Annotated in this window: 15 protein-coding genes; 6 read left to right on the forward strand and 9 right to left on the reverse strand. The window is 55.4% G+C overall.

The features are described from left to right. Position 1: 1 nt before the first annotated feature. The gene (locus tag HNQ59_RS12665; RefSeq protein WP_184039909.1) at positions 2-400 is read right to left on the reverse strand and encodes a hypothetical protein; all 399 of its coding nucleotides are present in this window, start codon (positions 398-400) and stop codon (positions 2-4) included. A gap of 655 nt (positions 401-1,055) precedes the next feature. Between HNQ59_RS12665 and HNQ59_RS12670 the strand changes: the two genes are divergently transcribed. Beyond that, positions 1,056-2,075, forward strand: a complete 1,020-nt coding sequence (locus tag HNQ59_RS12670; protein WP_184039912.1) for a magnesium transporter CorA family protein — start codon at positions 1,056-1,058, stop codon at positions 2,073-2,075. A gap of 61 nt (positions 2,076-2,136) precedes the next feature. Here HNQ59_RS12670 and HNQ59_RS12675 read toward each other — a convergent pair whose 3' ends face one another. The 7 genes from HNQ59_RS12675 to HNQ59_RS12705 form a co-directional block, all read right to left on the reverse strand. Continuing rightward, entirely contained in the window at positions 2,137-2,958 is an 822-nt protein-coding gene (locus HNQ59_RS12675; protein ID WP_184039915.1) for a hypothetical protein, read from the reverse strand. 99 nt (positions 2,959-3,057) lie between these two features. Next, a complete protein-coding gene (locus HNQ59_RS12680; RefSeq protein ID WP_184039918.1) occupies positions 3,058-4,158 on the reverse strand; it encodes an HBL/NHE enterotoxin family protein in 1,101 nt (366 codons plus the stop codon). A 74-nt stretch (positions 4,159-4,232) separates the two neighbouring features. Then, positions 4,233-5,351, reverse strand: a complete 1,119-nt coding sequence (locus HNQ59_RS12685) for a hypothetical protein (RefSeq protein WP_184039921.1) — start codon at positions 5,349-5,351, stop codon at positions 4,233-4,235. A gap of 556 nt (positions 5,352-5,907) precedes the next feature. Further along, positions 5,908-6,645 carry an SDR family NAD(P)-dependent oxidoreductase gene (locus tag HNQ59_RS12690; protein ID WP_184039924.1) on the reverse strand — a complete coding sequence of 246 codons (738 nt, stop codon included), beginning with the start codon at positions 6,643-6,645 and terminating at the stop codon, positions 5,908-5,910. A 286-nt stretch (positions 6,646-6,931) separates the two neighbouring features. Next, entirely contained in the window at positions 6,932-9,556 is a 2,625-nt protein-coding gene (locus HNQ59_RS12695) for a PEP/pyruvate-binding domain-containing protein (protein WP_184039927.1), read from the reverse strand. A 2-nt stretch (positions 9,557-9,558) separates the two neighbouring features. Next, the gene (locus HNQ59_RS12700) at positions 9,559-10,158 is read right to left on the reverse strand and encodes a TetR/AcrR family transcriptional regulator (protein WP_184039930.1); all 600 of its coding nucleotides are present in this window, start codon (positions 10,156-10,158) and stop codon (positions 9,559-9,561) included. A gap of 122 nt (positions 10,159-10,280) precedes the next feature. Then, a complete protein-coding gene (locus tag HNQ59_RS12705; protein WP_184039933.1) occupies positions 10,281-11,234 on the reverse strand; it encodes an MBL fold metallo-hydrolase in 954 nt (317 codons plus the stop codon). A 372-nt stretch (positions 11,235-11,606) separates the two neighbouring features. Here HNQ59_RS12705 and HNQ59_RS12710 point away from each other — a divergent pair, with 372 nt between their 5' ends. The 5 genes from HNQ59_RS12710 to HNQ59_RS12730 all read left to right on the forward strand — a co-directional run bounded on the left by HNQ59_RS12710 (position 11,607) and on the right by HNQ59_RS12730 (position 16,655). After that, complete coding sequence (locus tag HNQ59_RS12710) at positions 11,607-13,400, forward strand: acyl-CoA dehydrogenase C-terminal domain-containing protein (RefSeq protein WP_184039936.1); 1,794 nt, start codon at positions 11,607-11,609, stop codon at positions 13,398-13,400. Between the two features lie 370 nt (positions 13,401-13,770). Continuing rightward, the gene (locus HNQ59_RS12715; RefSeq protein WP_184039939.1) at positions 13,771-14,700 is read left to right on the forward strand and encodes an exopolyphosphatase; all 930 of its coding nucleotides are present in this window, start codon (positions 13,771-13,773) and stop codon (positions 14,698-14,700) included. A 95-nt stretch (positions 14,701-14,795) separates the two neighbouring features. After that, complete coding sequence (locus HNQ59_RS12720) at positions 14,796-15,137, forward strand: FKBP-type peptidyl-prolyl cis-trans isomerase (protein WP_184039942.1); 342 nt, start codon at positions 14,796-14,798, stop codon at positions 15,135-15,137. Positions 15,138-15,356: 219 nt separating this feature from the next. Then, positions 15,357-16,025, forward strand: a complete 669-nt coding sequence (locus HNQ59_RS12725) for a hypothetical protein (RefSeq protein WP_184039947.1) — start codon at positions 15,357-15,359, stop codon at positions 16,023-16,025. A gap of 210 nt (positions 16,026-16,235) precedes the next feature. Next, positions 16,236-16,655 carry a nuclear transport factor 2 family protein gene (locus HNQ59_RS12730; protein ID WP_184039950.1) on the forward strand — a complete coding sequence of 140 codons (420 nt, stop codon included), beginning with the start codon at positions 16,236-16,238 and terminating at the stop codon, positions 16,653-16,655. A 97-nt stretch (positions 16,656-16,752) separates the two neighbouring features. Here HNQ59_RS12730 and HNQ59_RS12735 read toward each other — a convergent pair whose 3' ends face one another. After that, complete coding sequence (locus HNQ59_RS12735; RefSeq protein WP_184039953.1) at positions 16,753-17,625, reverse strand: LysR family transcriptional regulator; 873 nt, start codon at positions 17,623-17,625, stop codon at positions 16,753-16,755. Positions 17,626-17,745 lie beyond the last annotated feature (120 nt).

Raw genomic sequence — 17,745 nt, forward strand, 5'->3', positions numbered from 1 at the left:
CTCAGCTCCACATCACCGGCACCACGGTATTCTTCGCGATGTGGAAAGGCGGCAGCTTGATGGCGGCCAACGACCCTTCCAGATATTCTCCCATTGTACTGGCATATAACTGGGCGATGCGACTGCGAACCGATTCATATATCGGTGTATCCTCCAAATCCTGCCCCTTAGTGTGCTTCCACCAATGCTTGCCAGCATTTTTGGCTAATTTCAAGCACAAGTCTTTGACATTTTTTGGAAGTTTTCGGCTGGTCAGGCTTTGGAATACGGCTTCAATATAACCCATTGCATACGTTGCATCGATGGCGGTGATCAGTAATTGCTGCGCAAAGCGACGCACATTGACGCTGATGGTCAGGCTTTGGATGCGAAGTGAAAGATTTGGCCAAAAGAAAGCCAAGATTTTTTTTTGTTTCTTGTTCGTTAAAGATTAATTCATTTTCTGGAATGTCAGGAAAAGTGATGGCAGAGTTCATGTAACATCGGCCTTTTTGGATTTATGTTGAATGGATATGTTATGTGGTGTGGTTTTATTGAGTCAACCAATTACGATGTGGGATATGTGTTGCTACATTTAACGATACCCAGAGCAAATGGGTGCCGTGCGAGCGTGCCGCATTCGCCCTCGCCAAGGCACCGCCATACCACAGCAGACCACTTTTGCTGAACTGGAATATCACGCAAGGAGCGCCAGACCCGGCGCGAGGGGCTCCTGGCGGAACGTCGAGCACCTAGGCCAGGCTGGTCATGTGATCCGGGCGATCAAGCAGTAGCTCGTGTATGCAAAGGTACGCTACCGCAGTTTGGTAATGCATGTGGTGCAGGTGGATATGTTGGCGGGCTGCAAACAACATACAGGTAGCAGTGATTTGATAATTCAAATGAAGCCTCTCTTTGCCAGGGTGTAGGCAGATAGCCCAGTCACGACTGGTTGAACAGGTTTTTCCGATTGTTTTGCCCAATGTTTCTGACCGTGGGTTTCTATAATCCAGACAGTTTCTACTTGATTTGATTTGGCGTGTTTGAAAAGGTTGTCTCTTCGAAGGGGCTGTCTCATGCGAATCAGAGAAGTGGTTTTTCTGGATGGATACTGTAGCCATCCGCCTGTCAGGCAGGATGCGAGCACAGCGGATCTGGAAGCGTTGTTGGCATCACCCATCCATGGCCAGGATTGCCAATGGATCGATTTGGAGGAGGCGGGAGAGGCCACCTTGCAGATTCTGGATATTCTGCTTGGTATGCCCGAGGGCAGCATGATGGCTTTTCATGGCGGGGAGGGCGGCGCATGCCGTTTTTTGCCCCATGCCGCGTTATTCCATACTAAACGGATGTTCTACCATTTCGAGACGGAGCGCTGCACGGGGCGGCCTTTGACAATCGTTTTTCTCGGGAATCGGTTGGTGAGTATTCATCCGATTACCCTGGCACGAACTGTCAATCATGTCTTCAATGCCAGCCAGGCAAGGGGCGATGAGATCTTTCAGCATGGCGTGGCGGCGCTGTTCAGCATTTTTCTGGATGAGCTGCTGGAAGACTACAAACCTGTTTTGGAAGATTGGCGCAATGAGTTGGATGCCTATGAGCGGGACTGCCTGAATGCAGTGAATGAATCGACCTTGGTGCAGATCCTACGTTTCAAGACCCTGGTGACGCAGTTGAGGCAGGCTATGAATGTGGTGTTCCGAGATCAGCGCCGCTTCTTGAATCATTGCCCGGAGCGCATCCTGTCAGGTATTAGCCGCGACAGGGCTTGTGAAGCCAATCAACGCTTCGAGCTGTTGTTGGATGAGATCGAATCGATCCGCCTGCATACTGCCTCCGCCTATCAGGTCTATGCTGCCGCGCAGAGTCTGGACATGACACGCGCTTCCAATCATTTGAACAAGGTGATGGAGCGCTTGGCGGTGGTGACCTCGATATTCATGCCGCTGACTTTCATTGTCGGGGTGTATGGCATGAATATTCCAGATATGCCCGAGGTGCATTTTCAAGGGTTTTATTATGTGATCTGGGCGGTGATGCTGGGCATCGCGGCAGGCCTGCTATGGTTCTTCCGCCGCAAGGGCTGGTTCTGACCACCGGACAGCCCGCGAGGCGGGCTGTCTGTGTCCTGGTTGAGCGCTATCGGGTGGGGCCTCAAGAGGCGTCATTGGCCAATACCTGCAGCTCGGTCAGCGCGGTATTCAGGAAGAGCATCGTGGCTGCGGTATTGGCGTGCTGCAGATCATTCAGGATTTCAGTAATATCGCTGCTGACGATATTCACCGCATTGCGTACAGGTAAGGTGGCATTGACGAGCACCTGGGTGTTCTGGGTCAGCTGCGACACTTGGTTGATGCTGTTGTTGAGCTGGTTGAGCTGTTGATTCAGGTCGTTCACCTTGCCCGAGTAATCATTCACATTGCTCTGTGCCTTGCCCAGCAGCACGCCCATGGCGATCAGGCCGGGGATGCCAGCCAGGCCCAGCAAGCCGAAATACTTCATCTTGGATTGGATCGACTGCAGCTCTGACTGGTAGGAGTCCAGTTGGGATTGCACTTGCACCTTTTGCGCGTTCAGATTGGCAGATTGCACGGCCAGCTGGCGATCTGCCTCCAACATTTGGTTGTAGAACGCTGTATTGGCCTGAGTGGTGGCCTCTACGGTTGGCAGCAGTTGTTGGAAGTTGGTCTGCACGCTGCTGATCAGTTGGCTGACTTGCTGTATCTGCTCGGGTGTGGGGTTGCCCTGCGCACTGGAAAGGATCTGTCTGGCCTTATTCAGTGTTGGGGTGGCTACCTCGATGGTGCCCAGCACATCTTGCTGCATGCGGATGATCTGCGGGCGGGTCTGGTCGAGAAACTGTTTGGCGGCAGTCTGTACGGATGCCACCTCCGGCGGTAGATTTTGATACGTGAGAATGGCCTGTGCCGCAATGGTGGTGGCATTCAGGCTTTGTGACATCGGGCCGTTCGGCATGATGGGCCTCCTGCTGGGCAATGGATGGTGACTGAACGGAAAGAATCTGGCTACCGCACCCCGCCTTATCGGTTGGGGTGCTGGGTCAGATCAGCGGAATCAAGCTGCTTGTTTGGTAGCCAGTGCAACCATGTAGTCGCCGATGTTGGTGCCCTGAGGTGCAACCAGGCTTTGTACGCCAGTCATCTGAGTCTTGATGATGGTGGTGTCTTGCAACACCTGCTGGATGGCCGAATTGGCTGCAGTCAGGAACAGGGTGCGCAGTGTGCCGGTGCTGATGATGCCCTTGTTGAGATCGTCCGCCAACGTACCCAGGTCGCCAGTCAGGAAGTTCCAGGCGTCGGTCATCTGCGAGGCGGCGGTGACGGCAGCGGCGGCTTGGCTTTGCAGGCTGCCGATGGCCCCGCTGATGCCGGTGACCAGGTTCACCTCGGCGGTCAAGGTGCTCTTTTGCTTGAGCAGCGTGGCTTTGGTGTCGTTGAGGTTTTTCAGGGTGATGGCAGAAGCCACCTCACCACCGATACCCGCCGCCACAATACCGATGCCGGCAATCACCAAGGGGGTGGAGGTACCGGCAGTGACGAAATCCGCCACGCCACCAACCGCAGTGAGGAAGACGCCACCGACGATCGCCAGCCCGCTCAATACAATCCCTGCAATGGCGCCATCGATTTTGGATTGGATGGTGCCCAGCTGATCGTCAATCGAGGCCAGCACGCCTTTGTCCCCGCCGACCACCGCATTCAGTGAGCTGACATAGGCGGCGAAAGAGCCGGCATCTTCTGTCAGGCGTTTGTGGAACATATTCAGATTGTTCACGACTGATTGTGATTGAACCTGATAGTTCTGTGATTGCTCTTTCAGCGCGGACAGGGTATCCAGCCACTGCTTCTCGGTCGCCCCGGGGGGCAAGACGGTTGCCACGGCCTGATGCAGGTTGAAGTAGTTCTGGATGTTGGTGATATTGGTGATGATCTGCGGTTGTACGGTGTCCAGATAGAAATTGGCGTGATCACGTGCGATATGCAGGCCCTGATTGATCTGCTGCTGGTTTTCCTTCAAATCGGGGAAGCCGCTGAAATCCACCTCTGGCTGTTGCAGCACACTATTACAATAGTTCTGCAGCACGATGCCTTGTGAAGTCTGGCCCTTATTGGCGCTGCTCATCTGCTGTGCGGCAAGGATGGTATTGTTAGCCATGGTTCAAATCTCCAAAGTGATGACAACGATCAAATGTGTGGCTGTATCAGCCTGTTTACAAACCAGTGGTGGGCTTACTGATTGATCATCATGAGCTTCATGGACTGCAGCTCACTGGCCAGAGCCGTCCAGGCGGGCACGGCAGCTTGCGCCTGGGCGCCGATCTCAGGTGCGCCTTGACGCACATCGTTGGCGTACTGAGCCAGGCCCGTCTGCACTTGCAGCAGCTCGATGCTGAGCCCATGGGCGCTGTTGGCAGCCAGCGGCAACATGCCGCCGAACAGTTCGGTCTGCACCGCAATGGCCTTGGCGATGGCCGTCAATTGGTTCACCTCCGCCAGTTGCTGATAGGCGCGGGCCAGCTTGGCATTGTTGGCATTCAGATCTTGCTCGGCTTGCGACAGCTGGCTGGCACCCTGGGTCGCCGCGCTGATGGCTTGTACCGCAAAAGCGTTGTCTGGCTTGGCAGCTGGCGCCGTGGGGGCGGGAGGTTTGGATGCGTCGGGCTTCACCCCGGCCTTGTCGGTCGGCAGCTGGGTGATCACGCCTACGATCAGGTTGGAAACGGCGCCACCGATTTGTTCGGCACCGGCAACGATATCGGCAATGTTCTTATTGATCGTGACTTTCAGCGCATCAATGGTGCCGACCAGTGCCTGCTCAGAGCCCGACAGGATTTTTTCCAGCTCAGTCAGTGTGGCTTGGTAGTCCTGAATGTATTGGGTGTAAGACTGATTGGCGACATAGGCCTTGGTTGCCAGCGTTTCGGCAATCACCTGCACATTCTGTGTCTCCTGAGACAGCCGGTTGAACACATCCCCTGCGGCATTCAACGCCAGTGGCGAAGCATTGGGCTGCGTCAAGGTCGGCATTTCCAGGCTGAACCCGGCATTGGCCAGGGCGCAAAGGTTGTAGCCGTTCGATAGCAGAAAGATGAAACCGTAATTGCCCTGGATCAGCTGCTGATAGAAATAAGTGGCCTGCGTCTGCGTGCGTCGCTGGTATTCGGCCACCTTGACAGCCAAGCCCGCATCGACGTTGACGACAGTCAACAATTGCTGTGTGCTGACTGCCTGGGCCAGCAATTGGCCTCTGACAAATTGATCGGTGGCAGTCAGGTAGTTAGCGAGCAGATTCCTTGGTCCGGCTGGGTTGCTAGGATTGTCAGATGGATTTGTGGGTGTGACGGGCATGTCAAACCTCCTTCAATGGGGTGTTGAATATGAGCCGTAATCCTCCCTGTTACTGTCTTGGCGTCATGGTCAAATAGTTCACGCTGTTTTTTAAAAGCGTTGCCTAATTTGTACTGATGCCATATATTTTCGATTTGTTTTTTATTCTTGAATTCGAATGTAATTGAATGTTGACTTGCTTTGATCAAGGTTGATTGAGTATTGGTCGAGATGGGTGACCAAGTTGATCTAGTGAATAGTGCAATGGTTTATGGGTTTTAGATGGTTGAGAGGCGGGCGTCAAATATTAATTTTGGATGAATTGATGATTTGATCCGTATTTCATTTTTTAATGAAATACGTGATTTTCTGTAAGCGGCATCGGAATTGATGATTTACTTAATTCGAATTAATGGTTGGTCGTGAAGGCGTATGACAGTCGATGATTGCCATCGGCAGCCTGCTCATACACGCCTACATCACATCCAAGCTGTAACCCCTGCTGGTGCAGTGGATGACCTTCGCCACGCTGTCCAGAGCTATGGCACAGTCTTATGTAGGGTTGGCACAAGGCCCCTCAAATCAGAGAGAGCCCGCCATCGACCACCAGCGTGTGGCCGATCACGTATTTGGCTTCGTCGGAGGATAGCCAGAATACGGCGTTGGCAATGTCCTGCGACGTTCCGAATCGACGAACGGGGATCGCCTGCTCGACCTCGCCTTTGGTGACCAGCCCGCCAGCCACCCTGGTCTCCCATCGAGGTGTCCAGATCACCCCTGGTGCGACTGAATTGACGCGGACTCCTTTCTCGATCGCCTCCAATGCGACTGATCGGGTCAGGCCCTCTATGCCATGCTTGGCAGCACTGTAAACAGCTGCACGGGGCGTGGGGCGTAAGCCGTTGACGGAGCTGATGTTGACGATTGCCCCTGCGCCATGCATCAGATTCAATTCATGCCGCATACACACCGCAGGTGCCCATAAATCGCTGAGCAGGGTGCTCAGTATGTTGTCGCTGGATAATGTCTCAAACGGCCCTTGTGAGGCGATTGGGGGTGAGGCATTGTTGACGGCAACATCCAGATGTCCATATGTGTCGGCAATGTATGCAAAAAGTGACGGAAGCGATTCCTGTTGGGCGAGGTCAATGCGCCGAAAGTCAACTGATGCGAGTGCGGGGTGATCCGCTATCAGTTGATGCCAATAGACATCATCTCTTGCGCAGGTGATGACCTTGTCGCCAGCATCGAGGAACCGCCTGACAATCGCCAATCCGATACCTTTACTACCGCCTGTGACCAATATTGTCCGCATGATTGGGCCTGGTGAGTGTTGATGAAAATATGGGTGGTTTCCCCGTTTTGATACCGTGCCATTGCCATGTTTGCATGGATACCACATTATGGATTTTGCAGCATTGTATGTTGCGACGTGGCCCTCTCCGCATGTTCGACCCAATGTCTGTTCGGGCGGGTCGATATTCGATCAGGCATCGATCAGAATGTAGGGGCATTCAACAGCGGCTGAGCCATTGCCATTGGCTTAAAAAAAAGCCTGCTTGACGCAGGCTGTATTCGGTGTAAAAGGGATGGCGGGTTGATCAGTCCGGACAGATGACCAATCCACTGTCGCCATCCACCTCGACTTCGGCACCGTCTTTCAGCAATTGCATGATGCCTGGAATATTGACCACCGCTGGGATGCCATATTCCCGCGCCACAATTGCACCGTGCGATACCATGCCCCCCGTTTCGGTGATCAGGGCGCTGGCACGTAGAAACAAGGGTGTCCAGGCGGGATCGGTGGATGGCGCGACCAGCACGTCACCTTGGGCCAGTCGATGGCCGTCGTCGGGGCTGTGCAGCAGCCTGACTTTGCCACCGGCGCGGCCCGCTGCAACGGCCAAACCTTGGTAGACAGTGCCATTGTTGGCTCGTCGCGATTGGGGTTGGGCATGGCGAGGGCGATCTTGCTCCAGGCAATCCGGCGCTGGCTGCATGTATTGCCATTGCTGTCGTTCAGCCCGATCTTGCACCAGGTTGGTCAACCCTTGGCCAGACCAAATGCCCTGCATCAGATGACCAAGGTCTTCCAGGCTGCAATGCAACACGTCCTCTGCCTGATGGATCAAGCCTCGCCGTTGCAGCCGCTTGCCTGCCTCCAGGGCGATGGTACGGGTGAGGCTCAGTATCCGGACCAATGTCGATTTGGATGCCTCGCGCTGCCTTGCCTCGATACCTGATTTGACCACCAGCCTCTTGATCATCGGATGTAGCCAGCGTGGCACCTGTTGTCGAATTGCCTGCCAGGCCAGTTCGCGCGCTTCATGTCGTCTGCCTGTCGGCAGGGGCGGGTGCTCGACCATGCCGAGTATGGTGATCAGCAGCCAGCTGGGGTCTTCCCGCCACCGAGGACGTTGGATATCCAGCTCATAGACGGCACGATGGCCAAACTCAGCGAGAAAATCTGTCAGTGCTTGTTTGAATGGTGAATTGTCAGGTAGCTGCCGCCAGGCGAAGGGGGCGGATTCCGCCTGCTTCAGACATCCGATCGCTTCGGGCTCCTGGCGGGCCAGCTCCGCCAGTCTGGCCAATTGGCGGCCATGTTCGGCACTGGTGATGTTGTCGTTGTCGATCAATAACGATTGGGCCAGCCTGGTGCCGTGGCCAGGCACTCGCCACTCCAGCAACCAATTCAACATCGTGTAGCTGCCCAGGCTGACGGCCAGCATCAGGTGTAGCGGATGCCAATGCAGATAGTCTCGGCAGATGCGCTGCAGCGCCTGGATCAGCGCCACATCGGAAACGGTCGCCCAGTCTGTTGCCTGGATACTGTCACAATAGGCGATGTATCCTCGATCAGCCTCATCACCACGGGTATGCAGCCGGGTACGCTGTTTGTTGAGCTTCAGGTTGTACCAGATCTGTCTGAGGCGCTGCTGCCAGCTGATGGGTGGGGGGGTGATTTCCGGTGCATGGCCACCGATGGCCTGATTGATCAGGCTGGGTTTAAAGGCGAAGTAGTGGAAGTATTCCCACTGCGTCAACGACAGGTTGAAATAGCCGCGCCCGTGATACCGTCGAACCCGACTGACCCCTTGCTGAAATGGCACCCCAGTTCGGCGTAGTGGGGTTTCCAGAATGACATGGATCGGGAATTGACTGATCGTCCAGGTCAGCATTGATTGTGGCATCGGCAGCACATCACGATAGTTACCATTCGACCAGCAGATCGGTTGATCGGCAATGGCCACGGCCTGGCATATGCGCTGGGTGGTCACGGGCCGGGCCTGGACGAAATGCAGCTGCTGGCCATCGTATACCCACTCGATATCCTGATGCTGGGCGCTGTCACCCAAGGCGTCGTAGATGCGCATGACAAACTGGGCCAGCTGGATGACCATGGTGTCGGGCAGACTGGCTTGATCGGCCTGGGCCGGGGCTGTGGTGGCGAGATGCGTTCCACCGCCCACCTGCGCTTGGGTGTGGGTGGTTTTATGCGCGATCCGGCGTTCGCTGATGACCCAATCCGGCCCACGTCGCTGGTGGTTGACGACGAATTCATCCGGTGGGGTCTGGCCATTCACCACGGATTCGCCCAAGCCAAAGTTGGCATTGATATAGATCTGGTCTTCTCGCCCGTTGCGTGGGTCGCAGGAAAATGCCACCCCAGCGGAGACAGCATCGACCATGCGCATGATCACCACCGCCAGCTTGGCTTCAGCCGCTGATTTACCCATCCGGTGCCGGTAGCTGATGGCCTGCTTCGTCCAGGCCGAGGCCCAGCACGTGCGGATGGCTTGCAAGACTGCTGCCACACCGGTCACATTCAGCGACGAGTGATGCACCCCCGCAAATGAGGCCAGCTCTGAATCTTCCGCCACCGCAGAGGAGCGCACTGCGCAGGCATGCGCCAGTAGATCGTGAGTGTGCAGAAAAGCATGGATGTCATCAGCCAATGCAGTGGGCAGCGGCAACGACATGAAGGCTTGATGGAGCGCCTCCAACAATGGATCGGGCGGGGTGGGGCCAGCCTGCTCTGCCTGGCTGAGCAGCGCGGCCAACGCCGGTGTTGCGATGAATGTCGCGTAAGCACCGGTCGTCAACACACCGCCGGGCGGCACATTGAAGCCATATCGAGCCAATCGTGACAGGTTCCAACCCTTTCCTCCAACGACCCCCACCCCAGCGGAAAAGCTGTCAGCCCAATTCAAAACAGTATGCATGATCATCCTTTGATGTTGGCCGCACCATCCAGAAACAGGTCGATGTGAGCCATCAACAACTGCCGGAGGTCGGCATCCTCGGTGTTCAGCCAGAACAGAATCGGGCTCAGCATCATCAGCTCCAGGCTGGCAACCAGCTGGGGCAGCGGCAGGGCATCAGTGATATCACCCTGCTGTTGGCCCTTTTCCAGCAGCAACCGGAGGTGTGCATCAAAGCCAGATCGTTGCGCGTGGCTGCCTTGCGGCTGGGGGGTAGACAGACGGAAGGCGATATAGCGGGCCACATAGGTGCGGTGGGCCGAGAACCAGTCCGCCAGATGGCTATACAGCTCACACAGCCGGCTGCGGCTGTCGGGCAGCGCGTCCAGCATCTGGCTGATCGGCTCGACCATGGCGGTATTTTCACGTCGGATGTAGCCCGCCAGAATCGCTTCCTTGACTGGGAAATACTTATATAGCGTGGCTTTGGCGACATCTGCCTCCGCTGCGATCCGCTCCATGGTGATTTCGTCGAATCCCTCTCGATCGAATAAGGCCATGGCGATGTCGATGATCAGGTCATGGGTTGCGACCTTCTTGCGTTCTCTGCGTCCCGGTTCCATCAGAAATAAGCTCGATAAAAACATACGTCGTATAATAATGAACGTCGTATTGTTTTTCAATAAGGAGCGAAAAAAAAGCCACGACAAGATGTCGTGGCGTAGCTCTGGTGAAGGTTGGCAGGCTATTTAGGCAGGCTGTTGAGCCACACATCCAGACCCAGGGCGTTCAGCTTGCAATCCATCATCAACCAATCATGCGCTTGTTGTTCACTGCCGGTAAAACCTTGCTGTTGCAGCCGATGCCATAACCACTGAAACAGCTTGCGGGTCAAGGTCTGTGGGCGGCTCGGCCCCTCTGCTTGAAAGGACAAGGCCAGATTGGTAAATGCATCCAGGCACTCGTGCAGCTCGCATTCCAGCGAGGCAACGTCCATCACCCGTCCGAAATGGCTCAAATAGACGGCATCGGGCCGCAAGGCAGCCAAACGCTCGATCGAGGCGTGCGCGGCCTCTGGGTCGAATTGCGGGGGCGTGGTGGTTGGGAAGATGAAGGCGCGTCCGCCACAATCCAGCGCGCGATAACTCAAGCCGAATGTGTCGCCGGTAAAGATCCCATTGCTACCCGTGTCGTGAATACAGTGGTGGTGGCGTGCGTGGCCGGGCGTATCCATGAAGGTCAAAGTGCGGCTGCCCAATTGCACGGTGTCGCCATCGTTCATGACCACCACCCGCTCGGCGGGAATCGGGCGCAGCTGGCCATAGCTGCGGGCCATCTCGGCCTCGCCATACACCTGGGTGGCGCTGGCGGTCAGAATCCGTGGGTCGATCATATGCCGCGCACCGCGCGGGTGAATCAAGACCTGAGCATTCGGCAGCTGTTGGATCAGGCTGCCCGCCCCGCCAGCATGGTCGAGGTGCACATGAGTCAGGATCAGGTATTGCACCGCATCGGGGGAAAGCTGATGCGCAGCCAATGCGGCCAGCAAGGCGGGCACCGAGTGGTTGGTGCCACAATCCACAAATGCGGCAGTCTTGCCTTCCACGATCAAATGCGAGGCGGCCAGACCGGTTCGCTGGTACTCGACATCGATGGCGCTGATGCCATGCTCGTAACGATAAATCTGATGATTCTGCATCCGCGCATTCTATCCAAGTTGCGGTATGTCAGGCGGAAAAATGTGGTTGAATCAAGACGATTTATGGTGCAGTGCAAAATGTAAAAATGAATTACCTTTTATAGCTCAGTGGCATTGTTGCATGGCAGCATACGTGATTGAATTGATGTATCTTATTGATATTGAATGATTGTTCTTGGTGTTTGGTCAGTCTATCAAACGATTGTTTGAAAAATACTTGCGGAAAGGCAAACTAACGCGTACTGTTAAATCAGCGCCCAGATCGGGCTGCAGGCTTGCACTTGCACAAACGTGGCAATGGTCGATGGCAAGCGCTGCGCTGGCTAGATTCCCTGTTTTGAACCGCACCGAATTTGATGGAGAGTGACTGAAATGGCTACCTACAAGGCGCCGTTGCGCGATATGCAGTTCGTTTTGCATGAATTGCTGGATGCTGAAAAGGTGTTGTCAACCCTTTCTGGCTATGAAGAAGTCTCAAAGGACGTGTTGGATCAATATCTGGAAGCCAGTGCTCAATTCTGTGAAAACGAAATTGCACCATTGAACCGGGCAGCGGACGAAGAAGGCTGCCATTGGGACAACGGCGTCGTCACGACGCCTAAAGGGTTCAAGGAAGCATACAAGCAATTCTGCGAGCTGGGCTTCCCCAGCCTCGACTGTGATCCGGCCTATGGTGGCCAAGGCATGCCCAAGACTTTGGGCTTCCCATCCATGGAAATGCTGGTTTCCGCCAATGTGGCCTGGTCGATGTATCCAGGCCTCTCACACGGTGCCTACAGCGCAATTCACGCACACGGCGAGCAGTGGATGAAGGACCTGTATCTACCGAAGATCGTGGATGGGACATGGTCTGGCACCATGTGTTTGACCGAACCCCACTGTGGTACTGACCTGGGCCTGTTGAAGAGCAAGGCAGAGGCGAATGGCGACGGCACTTTCAACATCACCGGCACCAAAATCTTCATCTCGGCGGGCGAGCATGATCTGACTGACAACATCGTGCACCTGGTGCTGGCCCGTCTGCCGGATTCCCCTAAGGACATCAAGGGCATTTCTCTGTTCCTGGTGCCGAAATTCATTCCAGATGCCAGTGGCAAGCCAGGCGTGCGTAATGGTGTGAGCTGTGGCTCGATCGAACATAAGATGGGTATCAAAGCCAATGCCACTGCGGTATTGAATTTCGATGGCGCCAAGGGATGGCTGGTGGGTGAGGTGAACAAGGGTATGGCCTGCATGTTCACCATGATGAATGCGGCCCGCCTGGGTTGCGGCATGCAAGGCCTGGGTCTGGGCGAATCCGCTTACCAGAACGCCGTGGCCTATGCCAAGGATCGCGTCCAGATGCGCTCGCTGTCTGGCACCAAGCGTGCTGATCTGCCGGCAGACCCGATCATTGTCCACCCGGATGTACGTCGTATGCTGTTGACAGGAAAGGCGTATACCGAAGCCGGTCGGGCATTCTCGACCTGGCTGGCCATGCAGCTCGACATTGAGGAGCGCTCGACCGACGAGGCAATCCGTCAGGATGCAGCCGATCTGGTCGCGCTGCTGACACCGATCGCCAAGGCATTCATGACCGACAATGGTTTCGTGGTAACCAACCAGGCGATGCAGGTATATGGCGGCCATGGTTTCATCCGCGAGTGGGGCATGGAGCAATACGTGCGTGACTGCCGTATCTCGCAAATTTATGAAGGCACCAACACCATTCAGGCGCTGGATCTGATCGGTCGCAAGGTGCTGCTGGATCAAGGTCAGAAGCTGCGTAAGTTCACCAAGATCGTGCATAAATTCTGCGAAGCCCAAGCGCAGGATGCGCAGATGAAGGAATTCGTCGAACCGCTGCAAAAGCTGATGAAAGATGTCGGCGATGTGACCATGCACATCGGCATGCAAGCCATGATGAACAAGGACGAGGCGGGTGCAGCTGCGGTTGATTACCTACGGCTGGTGGGTCATCTGGTGTTCGGCTATTTCTGGGCTTGGATGGTCAGTGTGGCATTGGGCAAGATGGAGAGTGGTGACAAGAAGTTCTATCAAGCCAAGGTTCATACCGCACGTTTCTATTTCCAGCGCCTGATGCCAGAAACCGCTGCGCTGCTGCAGACCTTGCGTTCGGGCAGCAAAAATCTGATGGATCTGGAAGAGGACAGCTTCATTTTCTGATCCGTTGCGCAGGTGATGTCCACCTGCATTGAAAGTGAATTACCTTCGATTGAGCCCGGCTTTGCGCCGGGCTTTTTTTATGCCTTCCTGGCACCTGGCCGCCTGGTCTGTCGGTGACACCATCTGGCATGGGGCCGCCCTGCTGCTGGATGCTCACATGGTGAAGGTAGCCATGTGCGGGAGCGGTCAACAGGGGGCTTCGACGTGGAATTTGAGGTAGAAAAGCGTCTATGCACGGTTTAACCTGAATAGATGCCCACCCTGTCACGTCTATCCTGCTTGTTCCTGTTATTCAACGGGCAATGCGCTGGGCTGGATTGCCGGCGGCGGTTTCGCGGTCTTTCGTCAATGTGTCCGGAGCAAATCTGTCATGGCTCATAGTAAATATCGGCTGGTTACCCGTAGCGACTTTGATGGCTTGGTTTGTGCGGTGTTGTTGAACGAGTTGGATATGATCGACGACATCTTGTTCGTGCACCCGAAAGACATGCAAGATGGCAAGGTCGATGTCACTGATCGGGATATCGTTACCAACTTGCCTTATGTTCCGCGTGCGCATCTGGTGTTCGATCATCACCACTCTGAGACCATCCGTAATACGGGGGAGCGGCCCAATCACATCATCGACGCCCATGCGCCCTCCGCTGCCCGCGTGGTTTACGAGCACTTTGGCGGCAAGGCGCGATTCCCCTCGGTGGGCGAGGACATGATGCTGGCTGTGGACAAGGCGGATTCGGCCCAATTTACACAAGATGAGATCCTGCACCCGAAAGACTGGGTGCTGCTGAATTATCTGATGGATGCGCGTACCGGCCTGGGGCGGTTTCGTGAGTTTCGAATCTCCAACTATGCGCTGATGATGGATCTGATCCAATACTGCCGTACTCACACCATCGAACAGATCTTGGCGCTGCCAGATGTGAAAGAACGCAGCCAGCTCTATTTCGACCACGAGCCGAAAGCCCGTGACCAGATCAGCCGTTGCAGCACCGTGTATCAAAACCTGGTGGTGTTGGATCTGCGTGACGAAGAAACCATCTATGCCACCAATCGTTTCCTGATCTATGCCATGTATCCTGCCTGCAATGTCTCGATCCACGTCATGTGGGGGCGTGAGAAGCAGAATACGGTTTTCGCGACAGGTGCCTCGATTGTCAATCGCAGCCCACATGTCAATATCGGTGAGTTGATGCTGGCCCATGGCGGGGGCGGGCATGCCAATGCCGGGACATGTCAGGTTGCCAATGATCAGGCAGAGGTCGTGCTGAAACAGTTGATCGAACACATCACCCGTGGTTGATCCAGTCGCCCGCAAGGTAGATGCCAAGCAGACTTACTTGCCGCCCTGTGCCGCATGACTCGGGTAGAATCGCGCCTTTTACCTGAAAGCACCGCATGAGTTTGGAACTGCAGATCACCGATCTGGTGGTGGGCGAGGGCAAGGAAGCCGTCAAAGGCGCGCTCATCACCACCCAGTATGTCGGCACGCTGGTGGATGGCACGGAATTCGATTCTTCCTACCGCCGAGGCAAACCTTTTCAATGTGTGATTGGCACGGGCCGTGTCATCAAGGGCTGGGATCAAGGGCTGATGGGTATGCGCGTAGGTGGCAAACGCAAGCTGTTCGTACCGGCTCACCTGGCCTATGGCGATCGTCAGGTTGGCGCACATATCCAGCCGAATTCGGACTTGATTTTCGAGATTGAATTGCTGGAGGTGTTGACACGGGATGAGTGAGCCATCGGCAGCGGCTTCAGCCGTCCTGCCACATCGAATCGACCTGTCGCACCTGTGGCGCTGTCCTGCGCCCCAGCTGCCGGGACAGGGTCGGGCGGGCTGTCCGCCATCCATCCTGCCCCCAGGTGTGGAGCCATGCGAGCCCAATCGGGGCTTCGGTAGAGCCGATGTAACCTGGGCACCATTTGGTGCCTAGGGTGCGACCAGGAGAACTGACTGATGACCGATCAGAAATCCAGCTGGGTCGAGCTGGCCAAATACCCGATTGCCGTGCTGTCGGTTTTTCTGGCCTTGGTCGGGGGGAAGTTCATCCTTGGCATTCCATTCGGTTCGGTATCTGAGATCAGCACCGATGGCGTGAAATTCACTCAGGACGCAAAAGGCGAGATTGCTGCCTTGAGCGCGCAGTTGAATGCGGCAACCAAATCCATCGAGGAAATCAAAAAACAGCTGCCCGCCCATACCATGTCGGCTGAATCCAAGTCGGAAATCTTCGAGGCCAGCCAGACCGTGTCCGATCAGACCGCACAAATTGCAACCATCAAGCCGGATGGAGGCGGCGGGAAGAGCGAACAGACTGGCTACATCTGGATCGGGGACTACAACAAAGCTGCGGCAAGCTGGCAACGCATGAAACTGGTCTCCCCGACCACCAATGCTCCCCTGGCGAATCCACCCACCACCATCGCACCGGGAACCGTATTTTCGGTGTCCGGCAATATGGTGCTGCGCGACGGCCTGCCTGCCAATGACATCCAGTATTACCAAGCTCGGCGTAGTCTGGGAGTCTTACCCGTGGGCACGCGCATCAAGGTCTTGTCCACGCCGGTTGGTGTGGATCGGGAGTTTGCCATCCAATACTGGGTTCAGGTGGCAATCCAGCCATAGCCTTGCTGCGCAAGGCAGATAGGGTCCGTCAACTTCGATAAAGTAGCGCATCCGCGCTTGAGTGGTGGTGATGAACGAGCACGCCGAGCCAAGGGGGGCTTGAGTTATCACCGCACGGTCATTTTGCAAGCAGGATGGAGGTTCAATAAACTAGCTGATAGTGTCATCAGCCACCTATCACAAAGACTCAATGGAAGGGAGCCGCACAACATGCCATCACACGTGGAGACGCTGATTGCGTTGGAGTGCTCTTTGCATGAACCGCAGATCCGCTGTAGCGCTGAGCGGCTGGGTGCGAGGTTGCACGAGCAATTTCGAGAGTTTGGTCGCTCGGGCGCGGTTTATAACCGCCTGTCGATTCTTGCACAAGTCGCCAATGCCGATGTGCAACCTACCATATGGGCTCAGGATTTTGCCTTGGAGACCTTATCCGATGATTTGGCGCTACTGACTTACCGCTCCGCTCACATCGATCAAAATGGTCAACTACATCGGCACACCAACCGCTCTTCACTGTGGCAATGGACTGACGACGGCTGGCAGATGCGATTTCATCAAGGCACACCAACTGAGGCGTTTGAAAAGAAGACCACTGAGATAGGTCCGCATTGTGTCAACGGCCTGACGTGATCTGTTCGAGCATACTTCCAAGCCTGCCAAGTGTTACGGCAATCAAACAAACCAAAGGGAAATTCTAAATTGGGGTATTGTCAGTCGTATTTTTTGATCACTGCAAAATGATATTGTCCGCAAGATAATTGTATGCCACCGCTATCCGTCGCAGATGGCGGGATTCCGGGTGGGTCAGCAGCCATAGCTCGGATTGGTAATCGGCCAGCGGTGCGGTGACTCGAATCACATCTGGGTATTTGTCGCCAAGAAAGATCGGCAGCAGCCCAATCCCCAGCCCTTCCCGGATCATTTCCAGCACCGATACGATACTGGACACCCGATATCGCGGTGTGACCTTTGGATAATGACGCTTGCGCCAGATGACCGAAGGGTGTTCCTGCAATGCGCCGTCTGTGCCTATCCAGCTCACTTGGCGGGTTTCCAGCTCCTGCAGGCTGATAGGGCCATAGGATCGGGGCACATACAGTGCACCATGGAGGATACCCAGCCGTTTGCCGACCAGATGTTGTGGTGGTCGTTGGGTGGCGCGAAGGGCAATATCCGCGTCGCGCTGCGCCAGGTTGGCCAGCTCGTTGCGGATATCCAGATCGAAATTGAGCAGCGGGTGGCTGGCCTGCAGTGAATGCAGGGCAGGGGCCAGCAAGCCGTGCAGAATCGAATCGGTGGTGGTGATGCTCACACTACCGGATACCTCCGCAGGCGCGGCTTGGATATTCGACCTGGCTGCCGCCAGGGCGGTCTCGATTTCTTCTGCGTGGCGAGCAAGCTGCAATGCCTGCTCCGTTGGCAGATAACCGGTTCTGGAACGTTGAAACAAGGTTTGCCCCAACCCGCGCTCCATTTTTTGTAGGGATCGGAACACAGTCGAGGCATCGATATCGAGCCGACTGCCAGCGTTGGCCAGCGTGCGGCCCCGCACCAATGCAAGCACGATTTCCAGATCTGAGGGGGAGAGGTTGTATTGCATTTTTGCAATGTCTGATTGCGAAATTGGCTATGTGAATTGCAATTCGGAAAAATTATAGTGACCAGATCGGGCAGCTGACAAGGTATTCCGGGGTCAGTCTGGCTTGTTTCCACTCATCAC

The sequence above is a fragment of the Chitinivorax tropicus genome, from assembly GCF_014202905.1.
Taxonomy (GTDB): domain Bacteria; phylum Pseudomonadota; class Gammaproteobacteria; order Burkholderiales; family SCOH01; genus Chitinivorax; species Chitinivorax tropicus.

Bases quoted from the DNA above. Each gene is read 5' to 3' on its own strand.
- HNQ59_RS12670 (WP_184039912.1), top strand. From the start codon at position 1,056: ATGCGAATCAGAGAAGTGGTTTTTCTGGATGGATACTGTAGCCATCCG.
- HNQ59_RS12675 (WP_184039915.1), bottom strand. From the start codon at position 2,958: ATGCCGAACGGCCCGATGTCACAAAGCCTGAATGCCACCACCATTGCG.
- HNQ59_RS12680 (WP_184039918.1), bottom strand. From the start codon at position 4,158: ATGGCTAACAATACCATCCTTGCCGCACAGCAGATGAGCAGCGCCAAT.
- HNQ59_RS12685 (WP_184039921.1), bottom strand. From the start codon at position 5,351: ATGCCCGTCACACCCACAAATCCATCTGACAATCCTAGCAACCCAGCC.
- HNQ59_RS12690 (WP_184039924.1), bottom strand. From the start codon at position 6,645: ATGCGGACAATATTGGTCACAGGCGGTAGTAAAGGTATCGGATTGGCG.
- HNQ59_RS12695 (WP_184039927.1), bottom strand. From the start codon at position 9,556: ATGCATACTGTTTTGAATTGGGCTGACAGCTTTTCCGCTGGGGTGGGG.
- HNQ59_RS12700 (WP_184039930.1), bottom strand. From the start codon at position 10,158: ATGGAACCGGGACGCAGAGAACGCAAGAAGGTCGCAACCCATGACCTG.
- HNQ59_RS12705 (WP_184039933.1), bottom strand. From the start codon at position 11,234: ATGCAGAATCATCAGATTTATCGTTACGAGCATGGCATCAGCGCCATC.
- HNQ59_RS12710 (WP_184039936.1), top strand. From the start codon at position 11,607: ATGGCTACCTACAAGGCGCCGTTGCGCGATATGCAGTTCGTTTTGCAT.
- HNQ59_RS12715 (WP_184039939.1), top strand. From the start codon at position 13,771: ATGGCTCATAGTAAATATCGGCTGGTTACCCGTAGCGACTTTGATGGC.
- HNQ59_RS12720 (WP_184039942.1), top strand. From the start codon at position 14,796: ATGAGTTTGGAACTGCAGATCACCGATCTGGTGGTGGGCGAGGGCAAG.
- HNQ59_RS12725 (WP_184039947.1), top strand. From the start codon at position 15,357: ATGACCGATCAGAAATCCAGCTGGGTCGAGCTGGCCAAATACCCGATT.
- HNQ59_RS12730 (WP_184039950.1), top strand. From the start codon at position 16,236: ATGCCATCACACGTGGAGACGCTGATTGCGTTGGAGTGCTCTTTGCAT.
- HNQ59_RS12735 (WP_184039953.1), bottom strand. From the start codon at position 17,625: ATGCAATACAACCTCTCCCCCTCAGATCTGGAAATCGTGCTTGCATTG.